The sequence below is a fragment of the Bacillota bacterium genome (genome assembly GCA_024655925.1).
Classification (GTDB): domain Bacteria; phylum Bacillota; class DTU025; order DTU025; family JANLFS01; genus JANLFS01.
This window is the reverse complement of sequence record JANLFS010000003.1, coordinates 11,078-25,109: the sequence shown is the minus strand read 5'-3', so window position 1 is coordinate 25,109 and position 14,032 is coordinate 11,078. Positions and strand designations below refer to the sequence as shown.

The following is a 14,032-nucleotide window of genomic DNA, read 5'->3' as shown; positions in this document are numbered from 1 at the left end:
CCTCTCGCGCGGCCGGGGGGCGCTAAGGCAGTGGGCGCGTGGCAGAAGAACGAGCCTCAGGGGCAGAGTGAACAGTGAAACAGGTTGTGCACTGCGCCGGAAAGTGCCTACTGGTCACCTGCTACCATCCAGACGTACGGTATAGTCTGCGGCCCTTCAGGCAGGACGCAGATGCTGGCATCGGACCCCAACTCTCCCAAAGCCTCCTCCACCGCGTCCTCGATCTTCTGGCACGGGACGAGCATGGCGCTTCGGATTTCCTCGTCTGTGAGGCCGTCGCTCTTCAAGTAAACCTTGGCCCGCTTTTGCACCTTCGCCTGGATCTGCACTTGCCACTGGTCTGTCATGGCAAACCCAGGTGTGGATACCATCTTGAGTGTTCCATCCGGTGTGCCCGCCATCGAAAGCAGGCTCTCGTACTTACTGCCTTTGGGGATACCGTCTCGACACTCGGCGGCGGCAATTATAGTCCCCCCATCACGCACTATCTCCGCCGCCGCGGACATCCCTTTCACAGTCTGGTACAAGTTGCGGTCCAGAGGGTAGCCGCTGTTGGTCGTGATTACCACGTCGAAGGGGTGCGGAACTGCACGCATCGCCACAGACCGCTGGTAGTCCACGCCCGCCCCGTGTGCCTGCCGGAGGTCGCCTGAGAAGACCTGGGTTATCTCCTTGTTCTTGTTCAGCGTGACGTTCAATATGAAATCGGGATGGGTCAGTTCCGCTGCCTCTCTAATCCTCTCAAAAACCGGGTTACCTTCAGTCACTCCCCAAGTGGACCGGGCATCCGATAAGATCTCGTAGCTGTGCGCGCGCATGATATTCTCTATGCTGGCAATCCCGGGAAGGACAAGTTTCCCTCCTCCGCTGAAACCCGCGAAGAAGTGAGGCTCGATGAACCCTGTCAGGATTCTGAACGACGAGTTCAAGTATTCCTTGTTTACCCAAAGATCCTCGCCGTCCGCGAGAGTCCCAGCTCTCGCCAGTGATGAGCGATCCTCACATGAGTGCTGGATTATGCGGTAATCGCGGACGATCTCTTCCCCTAGCAACTCCACAAGCTCTTGGCGAGGGCTGGGCCTATGCGTTCCGAGCGCGTTTATGAGGACGATCTTGCCGCGGTCCACATGTGCAAGCTCATTCAGAATGACCGGCAGTACTCGCCTGCTCGGCATCGGCCGGGTGATGTCGCAGAACACGATGGCAACCGTATCCTGCGGTCGGACCATATCCCGAAGGGGTGGCGTACCTATCGGGGAACGTATGCTCTCCAGCACGGCTGCCTTCTCGTCAGGAAGGCCCTCCACGAATACGGGCTCGATGACGGTGACATTCCGGTCCGGTAAGGAGACACGAAGCCCCTGCTTGCCATAAGCGAGCCTCACTTCCACGCTAAGCACACCTCCCAGGGTTCTCGGGCTGCACAAGCCCGCGGTCTGCGTGCGCCTCAGCTCACATCCCGAGGTAGGCACGCCTGACCATGTCACTTTCGATGAGCCGGTCTCCGGTGTCCTCCATGACAATCCTGCCACTCTGGATCACATAGCCCCTGTCACAGAGCTCCAGGGCTTCGAGGACCCGCTGTTCTATCAGGAGTATGGTGATGCCCTCCTGGGCGATCCGCCGGATGGCATCGAAGAGCCCTTCAACGAGCTTTGGCATGAGGCCGAGCGATGGCTCATCCAGAATCAGAAGCTTCGGATCAGCCATCAAGCCCCGACCGAGGGCGAGCATCTGTTGCTGCCCTCCGCTCAGGCTTCCTGCCTTCTGGGCCTTACGCTCCTTGAGAATTGGGAACATCTCCTGAACGAACTCGAGCCTCCTGCGCACGGTCTCCTCTGAGTCCACGGTGTAGGCACCCAACAGAAGGTTCTCCGTCACGGACAACTTACCGAACACGTGACGCCCCTCGGGCACGTGAACAATGCCGAGCCTAACGATGTCGTGAGCAGGCATCCCGTCTATCCGTCGACCGTCGAGGAGGATTTCGCCGGAAGTTGGTCTGAGAACACCCGAGATCGCCCTCGCCAAAGTGGACTTCCCCGCCCCGTTCGACCCTACAATCGCTACGATCTCGCCCCTGTTGATCGTGAGAGAGACGTCCGAAAGGGCGGGCACCCCACCGTAGCCAGCGCTAAGATGAGTTACGTTTAGCATACTTCTCACCTAAGTACGCCGCGATCACCCGCTCATCTCTCACGATCTCCGCGGGCGGTCCTTCGGCGATCTTGCATCCTGATTCGAGAACCATGACGCTGTCCGCGATGGGCATGATGGCCTCCATGACATGTTCCACGACCACCAAGGCCATGCCTTCATCCCGAAGACTTCTGATGAGCGCCACCGCCTCGTTGATCTCCGTAGGGGTCAGGCCGGCCATGGCCTCATCAAGCATCAGGATCCTGGGTTCGGTGGCCAGACACATCGCGACTTCCAGTCGTTTCTTCTCCGGGAGCGTAAGCCCACCTGCGGGCGACTCCGCCTTCTGTTCCATTCCCACTCGCTTCAGGACCTCAAAGGCCTTCCTCCGCGCCGGCCCAGTTCGGCCTCGGCGGAGGTACGCCCCAACCATGACGTTCTCGAGGACAGTCAAGCCCTGCAACACTTGCACGACCTGGAACGTCCTTGCGATGCCAAGGCCGCACACTCGGTTGGGCTGCCAGTTCGTAATGGACTGAGGGCCTAGTCTCACGGATCCCGCATCCACCTTCAGAAATCCGGTCACGCAGTTGAAGAGGGTGGTCTTTCCCGCACCATTAGGCCCGATGAGCCCCTTGATCTCCCTGGGGCGGACGGTGAACGAAACGTCGCTCAGCGCCACAAGCCCGCCGAACCTCTTGGTGAGGCCCTGGACTACAAGTTCCTCCATACCGGCACCCCCCTCTTCTCGCCGCCGCGCGCTGAGCGCCCCACTCGCCTGATGATGCCGACGAGGCCTTCAGGCTCGAATACGCAGATGACAACTATGAACGCACCGTAGATCATCAGATCGATCCCTTTGCCCCCCGCGCCCAGCCAGGCCCGGGTCAGTTCGGATATGGGGACTAGGATCAGAGCCCCGAGAATCGGACCCGCTATATTCCCGGTACCACCGAACACCGCGATGAGCGCGATGGTCACGGAGATGAGGTGGTTGAACACGTACTCAGGTTCCACATACAAGCTGTACTGGGCGAGGAACGTGCCCCCGATACCCGTAATGAAGGCGCTCAGGGCGATCGCAATGAGTTTGTAGACCGTCTTATCTACTCCCATACCCGCCGCAACATCTTCGTTCTCTCTGATCGCCTTGAAGTAGTAGCCCAGCTTGGAGCCTTCAATGAGGTACATCAGCACGACTACTCCGGCTAGCAGGGCCAAGGCGATATAGTAGTACGGAGCCTTGGAGGTGTGGAACTGGAAGTTGAGTAAGCCCTCCGGGACCAGGGGGAGCATCAGGCCCCTGGCAGCGCCTACGTATTCCCAGTTCTCGAAGATGATCTTGATCGTCTGCCCTAGGGCGATAGTGCCGATGGCGAAGTAGCGCCCCCGGAGCCTGGACACGGGGAACCCCACGGCGACTCCAAATGCGGCACACACAAGCCCGGAGAGGAGCATGCCCAACCAGGGATTGACTCCCCAGGTCACAAAGGCAAAGGAGGACACATACGCTCCTACTCCGAAGAAGGCCGCTTGGCCTACAGAGACCAAGCCCGCGTATCCTGTCATGATATTCCATGCCTCGCCCAGGAGCGCGTAAAGAAGTACCATTATCAGAATGTGCTGGCTGAACCGGGACGTGAAGATGAACGGAAGCCCGATCCCGAAGGCAATCAGCGCCACTCCCAACACGATCGGATTCCTTGTGCCGGTCGCTTTCATCAGTCGGCACCCCATCCCATGAGGCCTCTAGGCCGGATGATGACGATGAGCAGGTAGGCAACGAATATGAGAGCGTACTTGTAGGCGGGGCCGACGACAAACCCGCCGAAAGTCTCGATCACCCCCAGAAGGATAGCACCTATGAGTGCACCCTCTGTACTTCCAAACCCCCCGAGGGCCACGGCAACTAGAGCCACAAGTCCGAACATCGTGCCTACGTCGGGGAAGATGTAGTAGAAACTCGCCATCAGAGACCCAGCTGCGCCCGCCGAGGCGATCCCGAGGCCAAAAGCGATCGCGTTGAGCCGCTCGAGGTTGATGCCCATCAGCGACGAGGCCATTCGATCTATCGAGATCGCCTGGATTGCCAAACCCGTCTTGGTCTTGCGCACGAACCAGTAAACAGCAGCTGCCACGGCGAGACTGCCGATACTTGCGGCGAGTTTGGGCCCTTCGATGAACACTCCACCGATGGTGATTATCCCGTGCGCGATGGACCTGTCAACCATCTTGTAGTCAGGAGTCCAGAGGAATTGTGCGAGGCTCACGAAGAATATCCCGAGGCCGAAAGTGACAAGCAACCTTGCGAGGAAAGGCCCTCGGAGCACTCTTCCGATGACCAGGTAGTAACAGCCGGCACCGAACCCAAACATCAGCGCCGCTACGAGTGGAGTTGAAAGAACCGGGTCCAGCCGAAGCAGAGCATATAGCCAGTAGCTCGCGTACATTGCCAGCATCACGAAGGCTCCGTGGGCGAAGTTCACGATCCCCATTACTCCGTAGATGAGGCTCAGCCCCATGGCGACCAGGCCGTATATGCACCCGAGCAAGAGGCCTCCCGTAAGCAATTGAAGGTACATGATTCCCACCCCTTGCGCGTGTGGATGGTGTATGCGGGGGAAGGAGCCCGGGCGTGCGGCGCAAGCCAGGCGCCCGGGCCCGGTAAGTCAGTTACCTCTTCCAGCCCGGGAACGGGAACACGTACGGAACAGCGGCGAGCTCAAAGGGCCATACCACCCTGAACTTGCCGCCTTGAATCTGAAGGTAGAGCGACCGCGCCAGGACATTGTCGTGGGTCACCGGATCGAACCTGACGCCCTCGTAGGGCGAGATCAGGGCGTCGGCAGGCAAGTCTGTCTCGAGCAACGCCTTTCTGATGTCATCGGGTTTCGTTGATTTGGCCCTGTTGATCGCGTCCGCAACCACAAACGGAGCAGTGAAGCTGCGGGCGGCGTTCGGGCTCATGTCGAAGCCGTACTTCTTCTTGTAGATTTCGTTGATCTGTGCAACCACAGGCTTGCGGCTGGCAAGGTCCAGGCCGTAGACTGCGCGTACAAAGAAGTACTCGCCGTCCTTGGCGACGGTGTTCAGGTAGTTCGGATCGAGGTAGCCAGCCATCCCCACAAACATCTTGGGCCGGACGTCCATGGCCTTGAGGGTCTGGGTAAACAGGATTGCGTCTGAGACGTACGCCGCATGGATTATAACTTCCGGGGCAGCCGCCTTGAGTTTCAGCACCTCACCTGACACATCGGTCGCGCGGTAGGTGTAAGGGAGGTCGGCCACGATAGTGAACCCGTACTCCCCGGCCCACTTCCTGATCTCCATGGCCACGTTTGCGCCCCACTCGGTGTTCTCCCACAGCACACCGATTTTCTTGATGCTGGTGTTCTCTTTCTTCGCGACATCTCGGACAAGCTCGAGCGCGTTCTTGGCCTGGATACCATCGTGGGGGATCACCCGGAAGAACCACTTGAAGCCCCGCTCGGTAAGGGCGGGAGACGTGGCATCCGAAAGAACGTACGGCACCTGCAGCCTCTCGGCGGCCATGCTCGCCGTCTTGACGACAGCGCTCTGGTACCCGCCAATCATGGCTACAACCTTTTGCTCGGTGATCAGCCTCTCTGTCTCAGCCATACCCTGGGTCGGATCGCCTCGGGAATCCCCAAAGATAACATCGAGCTTGGCTCCGCCAAGAGAGGGGATCCCAGCAGTCCTGGCGAATGGGAAGTCTATGTCGTAGACTCCATTAATGATCTCGAGGGCGAGTTCAACACCGCTTCGGCAGTCGGCCCCTGTCGTCGCCACTGCGCCGGTCAGGGGATACACTGCACCCACCTTGACCACCTGCTCGGCTGCAAGAGTGGTCGTGAACAGAGAGAGTGCCAGCAGCACGGCGAAAACAAGCGCGGTCCTCCAGATGTGCCTCCTAACCCTACTAGTGACCATCTGCCAAGGCCTCCTTAGATACGTAGTGATTCATGCACAACGTCCCGTGTGATTCCGCCCAGCCGATCGGTTGCTGACTAGTTGTTCCCCCTCCGCCAACACCTCCTCGCTGCTATCCGGGCGCGTGCGCCATGTTGGCGAGAATCGCCCGCTCCACGTCCTCCAGGTGCTCCCCCATCGCCCGTTCCGCTTCCTCGGAGTCCCTCGCCCTGGCCGCCCGCTCAATGCGGCAATGAAAATCCAGAGCCCGCTTGGCCGCGCCCGGTAGACGCTGAACATTCTCCACCTGCTCATACAGGCCATCCCTCACAGCCTGCAAGGCGGCAACGAGAGCTGAGTTGTGGGCCCCCCTGGCAATGGAAAGATGGAATTCCAGGTCAAGCTGGTTGAAGCTGTCCAGGTCTGTGAGAGTCTCCGCCATCTTCAGTATGAGCCTGCTCACTGACTCGAGTTCCTCTTCAGTGGCCCGAAGCGCGCACAGGGCCGCGGTCTTGACTTCTATGACCTTTCTCGCCTCTACCAACTCCAAGATGTCCGTTCCGCTCATGAGAAGCATGGGAGAGAGCGACTTCATGAAGGATGCCGGGACCAACCTGGATACGAAGGTCCCGTCGCCCTGTCTGATGCTGAGAAGGCCCATGAGGCTGAGACTCCTCAATGCCTCCCGCAACGCGGTGCGACTCACCCCAAGCTGTGCCGCAAACTCCCGCTCCGGCGGCAACTTATCTCCGGGTTTGAGCCGGCCGGCCGCTATGAGGGATTTGACATGCTCTACGATGGTATCCGACAAGTTAACCTTGCGGATGGGGCTGCTGCCTTCCATTGGATACGAGGCCTGCCTCCTGTGCACGTATATGGAGATCGGAGTGTGTGGTATGAGGATCATACCGCTCATTCCGTTCCACAGCAATGCCAGAATTCCTTCTAAATGGTGTCCATGAATGTTCATACGTCCAGCCAATCATGCGGAGAAATCACGTAAAAGCGGTAGACAACCAGGCAAATCATGTGTGAATTCGACTCAATGCTCGAGAGTCCGGGAAGTGCCGAAGGGCCAGTAGCAAAGGCCGCCTTGTGGCGGCCTTCCGCAGCTACATTGCCGAATGTCTCCCCCGATGCCACAGCGACTCTCGCCTCCGAGAGAAGCCGCGTGGCAAATGTATAGGAGTCCAGGCCTGTTCGAGATATGTCGGCAAGTATGTAGAACGCGCCGTGCGGCACCGTCACAAGGAGCCCGCACTCGGCTAGAAGCTCGACTACAATGTCTCTCTTGCCTTGGCACACTCACAGCAGGACGCATCCAGAGGACGCATCCTGCTGCCTCGCCCGACGCAACCGGCCTCTATCCGCTCCTCTTGAGTTTCCCGGTGCGCATGGCGTAATGCTCGCCTCGTTCGAAGATGGCAAGCCCGAGAGGGATCAACACGACCCCGGAGACGAGCAAGATGCCGAGTTCTGGGAGGATGGATGCCATCGGGGCACCTTCCAGCAACGCAGCCCGAGCGGCCCGCAGCGTGTATGTGGCTGGCGATATCGCAGACAACGGTCTGACCCAAGCGGGCAGGACTGAAACGTCGTAGTACACACCGGAGATGAGCAATATGACCGCCTGGAATATGTGGGTAGCCTGGGAACCCTTCTCAGGTGAGACTAGTGGAAGCACAGCCGCCGCCAGGCCCATCCCCATGAAGGCCAAACTTGATATGGCCAACGTCAGAAGGGCCGCCGGGAGATTGGCCCCGGCAAGCGAGATCCGAAAGAACAGCGCCACTGCAGTCAAGCAGACAATGGTCCGTATGAGGCCGTAGAGCACCGCCCAGAAGCAGACTCCCATCATGTAGATGATCCTCGGGAGAGGGGCCATGAAGCTGTACTCGATGGTCCCCTCCCACCTCTCCCACGCCACCGACTCGGAGACCTCGTGGAACAAGACAGACAGGAACCCCCACAGCAGGGCTCCGGCAATCAGGAACAGTATCCGCTCGTTCATTGTCTCTCTCGGGCCACTTACTCCGATGAACCCGATGGTCAGAACGTTTACGACCTCATAGGACGCGAACACGATCTCCCATCCGAGGTATCGTCGGACTAAGTTTATGTTTCGCTGCACCAGAGCGTAGCTTGACTTGATCTCCCTCGCGAGAGCATTCAACTCAATCAACCCCTTCCGGGATCTCATCCCCAAGGTTCTTGCCTGTGAGCCTGAAGAAAACCTCTTCCAGCGAAGGCACGTGCCCGTTCTGAGTCATGCCCGCTCTGAGGTTATCAGGCGTATCCAAAGCGACGAATCTCCCGTTGTCCATCACTGCGATGCGGTCGCACAGCCTCTCCGCCTCCTGCATGTCATGGGTGGTCAGAATGACGGTGGTGTCGTGGGTGCGCCGCAACTCGAGCACGAAATCCTGAACCTCGCGCTTGGACACGGGGTCAAGGCCTGTCGTAGGCTCGTCGAGGAGTAGGAGCACGGGGGAGGTCAAGAGTGCTCTCGCGACCGCCACCTTCTGCTGCATGCCGCGGGACAGATTCTCCAGGGGCGTCCGTGCTTTCTTCTTCGCGAATCCGAGACGCTCGAGAATGGCCATGGCCCGTTCACGGCCTTCGCGCACATTCACGCCATAGAGACGTGCAGCGTACTCCAGGTTCTCCAAGGCTGAAAGCTTCTTGAAGAACGCGGCCTCCACAGACACCCTGTTGATCGACTGTCTCACTTCCAGCTTGTTCTCCACCACGTCACGGCCAAATACTGTAATTGTCCCGGAGTCTGGGAGGAGCAGGGTCGAGACCATTCTGATGAGCGTGGACTTCCCGGACCCGTTCGGACCGAGTATCCCGAAGATCTCCCCGCGTGCCACCTCAAAGGACACGTCATGCACGGCTTCCACCTTGACGCCCCTGTGCGCCATGAGGTCCAAGAACCGCCTTGCCAATGACCGCGGCGGGCGGGTGCTATCCTTGGCGTCATCGACCTCCGGCTGCTCTACAAAAGCCTTGAACGCGTGATCACATACGATCGCAGCAGTCACCTGAAGACTACCTCCCCTTCACAAAACATGAGGCCGGGCCACGGGGAACACACTCACCCGCGGCCCGGCCCGGAATAGGGTGCCTGGGAAACTTGAAGGCCGCGGGCTCTCACATCGCCCGCGGCCGTCGATCACGCACACATGCGCAACCTACACAGGCCTAGGACGTGCCGAGCCGAAAAGGACACAATAACCCCACCCGAAGGGCAGAGTAGCCCCTCTGCGACGGTGAAGCACCGCAGCGGTGACGATCCCCATCGGTTCGGCCTCCTTTCGTAGGTTACTGGAACCGCCAGCAGGCAAATTCTATCTCACCGAATTTTGGGCTGTCAAGTGCAAGTTGCGCCTTGTTGCTGCCTTCCCCTTAGCGCCTTGCGGCTCATCAAGTCGCGGCCTCGGCTCCTGCTTCACCCGCTCGGCGGGTTTCGCGAGAGTGCCGCTACATCGGCAAGGCAGGGCAGCGATGCCTGCGCTCCGGGTTTGGAGGCGGCCAGCGCCCCCGCCGCGGACCCAAACGCAAGACAATCCCTGATCGACATGCCATCTATCAACGCCACGGTGAATGCGCCTATGAAAGCGTCGCCCGCAGCGGTTGAATCAATTGCGTTGACCCTGTAGGCGGGCATCCGGATTTCCCCTTCAGGTCCGGCGAACACCGAGCCTTGGCTTCCAAGAGTAATGATCACGCGCTCAGGCCCCAGGGTGTGGAGCACCCGTGCGGCCTCCAAAGCCTCGTCCGGGCACGATACTCGCATCCCCGAGAGCGCGCCTGCCTCCACCTCGTTCGGAATGATGAAGTCGGCATGCTCAAGCAGCGCGCGGGGGAGAGGCGAATGCGGCGCAGGCGCGGGGTTCAGGACAGTGGCGACTCCTTCGGCCCTTGCTGCCCGGAAAGCGGCCACCACTGTGTCAGTCTCCACCTCGAGCTGGGCTACGACTGCCTTCGCATGCCCAATGGAGCCCGAACGGGCCTCGACGTCTCTGGGACTGCATTTGCTGTTAGCTCCCGGCACCACCACTATAGTGTTCGCGCCGGCATCGTCCACTGTGATAAGGGCTATCCCCGTCGGGGCCTCGGGGTCGGCGACCACCCCAGAGACGTCGACCCCGCTGTTCGCAAGATTCGCCAGAAGGTTGGCGCCGTAAGCATCCTCTCCGACCCGGCCGATCATCGCCACAGACGCGCCAAGCCGGGCGGCGGCCACCGCCTGGTTCGCCCCCTTGCCGCCGGGAGTTGTCTGGAAATCGCGCCCCATCACCGTCTCGAATCGGGACGGCAAGCATTTCACTTTCACAGTCAGATCCATGTTCAAGCTTCCTACAACGACTATGCCCGCCAACGCAAGGACCTCCTCGGGATCTGCTGTCATGCCCGATACCTGGGCGCCATACAGCGCGTCCTCGGATAACACTAGGGGCCGACGGTCTGTTCGCGTCCGCGCCCCGTCCGCCGGCCCCAGGCCTCTTACTTCCTTACTAGCTCGAGGGCGACTGGAATATACGCCGGCAGCTGCGCTCCGTCTAGGAGCTCCTTCGCCTTTGCTACGCCAAGCCTGCCCATCTCCCGTGGCTGCTGAGCTACTGTCGCCTGCATCTTGCCTGCTTTCACAGCGCTGACTGCGTCGTCAGTCGCATCGAATCCGACTATCTTGATTTTGGCAAGTCGGCCTGCGGCTTCGATCGCTCTCAGCGCACCCAACGCCATTTCGTCATTGTGGCAGAATAAGGCGTCGATCTCCGGTTGAGCCTGCAGGATGTTCTCCATGACATTCATGCCCCGAGCGCGGTCGAAACCTGCCTCCTGCCGCGCTACGACTACAATGCCGGGATAGGACTTGAGCGCCTCGTTGAACCCGCGACCGCGGTCCCGGGCGGCGGAAGTCCCAGGAATGCCCTCTAGCTCTACGACCTTGCCCTTCCCGCCTATTAGCGTTGCGATGTACTCGCCCGCCATTTTTCCGCCGGCGACGTTGTCTGATGCGATGTGCGTGGCCACAACTCCACCGTTCGCGCCGCGGTCAACTGTGATGACCGGTATCTGAGCGGCGTTCGCGGCCTTGATCGCGGGGATAATGGCATCGGAGTCGCACGGATTGACCAGGATGACTGACACTCTCTGCTGAATGAAGTTCTCCACCTGCGACAGCTGCTTGTTCGCGTCGTTCTGAGCATCCGCCACAACGAGATCGATCCCAAGCCGGTCTGCTTCGGCCTTCGCCCCGTCCCTCAGATCGACGAAGAACGGGTTGTTGAGAGTGGAAATGGAGATGCCCACTACTGTTTTGGCTGCCCCCAGGGCTGCCCCGCCCGATAGAAGAACGCATAGCGCGACCGCAAGCAGACTCAGAATGGCTCTCTTCACTTTGCAGACCACCTTTCATTGAGATTGGCCAGGCTGATCCGTCCCGAAGCGCCGTCTCGATGTCCGCCCCACAGCTTCGACTCGATACCCCGCTTCCACCTCCCCTGTCCTCCGCGGTGAACCGCGAGAAATGTGAGTCGCTTTACCCGGGCTCTCCGGCCCTGAAGACTCCCTTGATGCCGGAATAGAGGATCACGTTGGCGTAAGGCGTGGTTTCGCCGGTGCGCACCAGAGCCTTGGCTTCTCTTGACAGATCCTTGAGAGTCTTGTGCGGAACCATACGAACAGGGGTGTCGCCGAGCATGTGCACAAGTTCTTTGTAGATCCCCGTATTGCCCGCCACCATTTCCTCAGCGACCAGGGCGCTCTCCACGCAGAACTCGGCGAGTATCGCCCTGACCGTATCGGTGAAACGTGGGATCCCGGGTACAAGCGATACGTCCACCCTCTTCGGTCCGTCGGGAACGGGCAGGCCCGCATCGCATACGACCAGGGCATCAGTGTGTCCGAGTGCCGCAAGGACTCCGATCAGACTCGGGTTCAGAATTCCGCCTTTCTTCATATACCTTTCACCTCGTGTCAGCCTCTCACTGCCCATGCCCGGAGCTGCGGCTGACGCCCGCGCCCGCCGCCCCTCCACGCGCCATCGCTGACCGACCTGCGTCGGGGGAGTGAATGAACCTATCAAGCAGAACCGCCGCCAGTATCACCAGGCCTTTTGCGACATCTTGGTAGAACGGGTTGACATTCAGGAGATTCAACCCGTTCGCGAGAATACCGATTATCAAAGCGCCTGCTATCGTACCAAGGACTCCTCCTTCTCCACCCGAGAGGCTGGTCCCGCCCAGGATCACCGCGGCTATCGCGTCCATTTCATAAGACTGCCCGGCGGTAGGCTGGGCCGAATATAGCCGAGACGTCAGAATGACTGCAGCTAGCCCTGCCAGGGTGCCGGAAACTGCGTACACTCCCACCTTCACCGCCGCAGTATTGATTCCTGACAGCCGGCACGCCTGCTCGTTCCCACCGATTCCGTAGACGAACCGGCCAAACCGGGTCCGGGTGAGGACCACATGTCCAGCGATGTAGACAGCGAGCATCACTATCACCGGAACGGGTATCCCCGCAATAAACCCTGAGCCGATGACGGAAAACGGGTCTGATCTCACGGGAATGGGGCGTCCGTCAGTGTAAACGAGCGTAGTTCCGCGAGTGACGGCCATGGCCGCCAAGGTCACAATGAACGGCGGAAGCTTCGCGTAGGCTATAAAGAACCCGCTTGCCGAACCAACGGCCAATCCCACCCCGAGGCCGCAGGCGACGGCCAAAGGGATGCTTCCGGTTGAGCCCAGGATGTTGGCCACCACGGCACCGGAGAGCGCCACAACCCCCCCGACAGATAGATCGATTCCTCCACTCAGGATCACCATGGTCATACCAACCGCGATGATGCCGTTCAAACTTATCTGTCTCGCGATTGTCATCGCGTTCGATACAGTGAGGAATCTATCGGACAGAACGGACAGGGCACCCACGATAGCCAGGAGGATCAGGGGCATGCCCATCCGCCTTGCCCAACTGAGGTCGCATGATCTCATCCGGCCCTGCCTCCTACCGCGTAATTCATTATCGCCGTCTGCGTCGCTGCCTCCCGACTGACCTCGCCCGCTACCCGGCCTTCGAACATGACAATTATCCTGTCGCTCAAGCTGATGAGCTCCGGAAGCTCCGACGAAATCAGCACTATACACTTCCCGCCTGCGGCCAGGCGGTTCATCAGATTATACATCTCCACCTTCGCGCCGACGTCTATTCCTCTGGTGGGCTCGCACAGGATAAGGATATCCGGTCCGAGCGCGAGCCACTTCCCAAGTACTACCTTCTGCTGATTCCCCCCGCTCAAGAACTTAACCGGCTGATCGGGGCCCTTGGCCTTGATCGAGAGGTCCCGGCAGAGCTTACTCGCTACCGATCTTTCGAGCCGGCCGCTGAGGAACCCGAAACGCGTCAGGCGTTTCGTCACAGCCAGCGTAAGGTTCTTGGACACTGACAACCCGAGCACAAGACCTTCTTCCTTGCGGTCGTCCGGCATGAATCCCAGGCCGGCTTGGATCGCCCTTCCGGGGCTGCCAAGCCTGGCTCGCTTGCCGTGGACCCGGACTGTACCCCCGTCTATTCTCTCGATCCCGAACAACACTCGGGCGAGGGTCATCTGCCCCGCTCCCAAGAGACCCGCGATCCCAAGGATCTCACCTCGTCGGGCGCTGAACGATACATCCCTCAGGGCGCCCCCAGAACTCAGGCTTTCCACCTCAAGGACCACGTCCCCCTTCTTGCCCGCCCCCTTGGGGAACATGGCGGACAGCTCACGGCCTACCATCATGGAGACGATACGGTCTCTCGTGGCCTCGGAGGCCTTCATCCGACCTGCGTTCTTTCCGTCTCGCAAGACCGTGATCTCATCCGCGATCTCCATGACTTCGTCCAGCTTGTGCGATATGTAGACAATGGACACGCCATCCTCGCGGAGTCGCTTCATGAGGTCGAAGAGCCTATG

15 protein-coding genes are annotated in these 14,032 nt (G+C 59.8%); all 15 read right to left on the bottom strand.

The features are described from left to right. Positions 1-107: 107 nt before the first annotated feature. Positions 108-1,391 (bottom strand): nickel-dependent lactate racemase, encoded by a 1,284-nt coding sequence (gene larA, locus NUW23_00755; protein MCR4424709.1) that lies wholly within the window; start codon positions 1,389-1,391, stop codon positions 108-110. Between the two features lie 61 nt (positions 1,392-1,452). Next, positions 1,453-2,157, bottom strand: coding sequence for an ABC transporter ATP-binding protein (locus tag NUW23_00750; GenBank protein ID MCR4424708.1), 705 nt, complete (start codon positions 2,155-2,157; stop codon positions 1,453-1,455). Then, positions 2,135-2,869 (bottom strand): ABC transporter ATP-binding protein, encoded by a 735-nt coding sequence (locus NUW23_00745; GenBank protein MCR4424707.1) that lies wholly within the window; start codon positions 2,867-2,869, stop codon positions 2,135-2,137. Before NUW23_00745 ends, NUW23_00750 begins: the two co-directional genes overlap by 23 nt. Continuing rightward, a complete protein-coding gene (locus NUW23_00740) occupies positions 2,854-3,861 on the bottom strand; it encodes a branched-chain amino acid ABC transporter permease (protein ID MCR4424706.1) in 1,008 nt (335 codons plus the stop codon). The genes NUW23_00745 and NUW23_00740 overlap by 16 nt, the downstream gene beginning before the upstream one ends. Beyond that, positions 3,861-4,721 carry a branched-chain amino acid ABC transporter permease gene (locus tag NUW23_00735; protein ID MCR4424705.1) on the bottom strand — a complete coding sequence of 287 codons (861 nt, stop codon included), beginning with the start codon at positions 4,719-4,721 and terminating at the stop codon, positions 3,861-3,863. The genes NUW23_00740 and NUW23_00735 overlap by 1 nt, the downstream gene beginning before the upstream one ends. Before the next feature lie 91 nt (positions 4,722-4,812). Continuing rightward, positions 4,813-6,090 carry an ABC transporter substrate-binding protein gene (locus tag NUW23_00730; GenBank protein ID MCR4424704.1) on the bottom strand — a complete coding sequence of 426 codons (1,278 nt, stop codon included), beginning with the start codon at positions 6,088-6,090 and terminating at the stop codon, positions 4,813-4,815. A gap of 112 nt (positions 6,091-6,202) precedes the next feature. Further along, complete coding sequence (locus NUW23_00725) at positions 6,203-7,000, bottom strand: FadR family transcriptional regulator (GenBank protein ID MCR4424703.1); 798 nt, start codon at positions 6,998-7,000, stop codon at positions 6,203-6,205. Positions 7,001-7,035: 35 nt separating this feature from the next. Then, on the bottom strand, positions 7,036-7,374 hold the full coding sequence (locus tag NUW23_00720; GenBank protein ID MCR4424702.1) for a hypothetical protein: 339 nt from the start codon (positions 7,372-7,374) through the stop codon (positions 7,036-7,038). A 58-nt stretch (positions 7,375-7,432) separates the two neighbouring features. Next, complete coding sequence (locus NUW23_00715; GenBank protein ID MCR4424701.1) at positions 7,433-8,251, bottom strand: ABC transporter permease; 819 nt, start codon at positions 8,249-8,251, stop codon at positions 7,433-7,435. Further along, positions 8,244-8,993: an ABC transporter ATP-binding protein gene (locus tag NUW23_00710; protein MCR4424700.1), complete on the bottom strand. Its 750-nt coding sequence runs from the start codon at positions 8,991-8,993 to the stop codon at positions 8,244-8,246. Before NUW23_00710 ends, NUW23_00715 begins: the two co-directional genes overlap by 8 nt. 527 nt (positions 8,994-9,520) lie before the next feature. Continuing rightward, complete coding sequence (gene rbsK, locus NUW23_00705; protein ID MCR4424699.1) at positions 9,521-10,453, bottom strand: ribokinase; 933 nt, start codon at positions 10,451-10,453, stop codon at positions 9,521-9,523. A gap of 125 nt (positions 10,454-10,578) precedes the next feature. After that, positions 10,579-11,475: a ribose ABC transporter substrate-binding protein RbsB gene (gene rbsB / locus NUW23_00700; GenBank protein ID MCR4424698.1), complete on the bottom strand. Its 897-nt coding sequence runs from the start codon at positions 11,473-11,475 to the stop codon at positions 10,579-10,581. Between the two features lie 142 nt (positions 11,476-11,617). Next, the gene (gene rbsD / locus NUW23_00695; protein MCR4424697.1) at positions 11,618-12,037 is read right to left on the bottom strand and encodes a D-ribose pyranase; all 420 of its coding nucleotides are present in this window, start codon (positions 12,035-12,037) and stop codon (positions 11,618-11,620) included. 25 nt (positions 12,038-12,062) lie between these two features. Further along, positions 12,063-13,073, bottom strand: coding sequence for a ribose ABC transporter permease (locus tag NUW23_00690; GenBank protein MCR4424696.1), 1,011 nt, complete (start codon positions 13,071-13,073; stop codon positions 12,063-12,065). Beyond that, on the bottom strand, positions 13,070-14,032 hold a 963-nt coding region (locus NUW23_00685; protein ID MCR4424695.1), incomplete at its 5' end, for a sugar ABC transporter ATP-binding protein. The genes NUW23_00685 and NUW23_00690, both read right to left, overlap by 4 nt.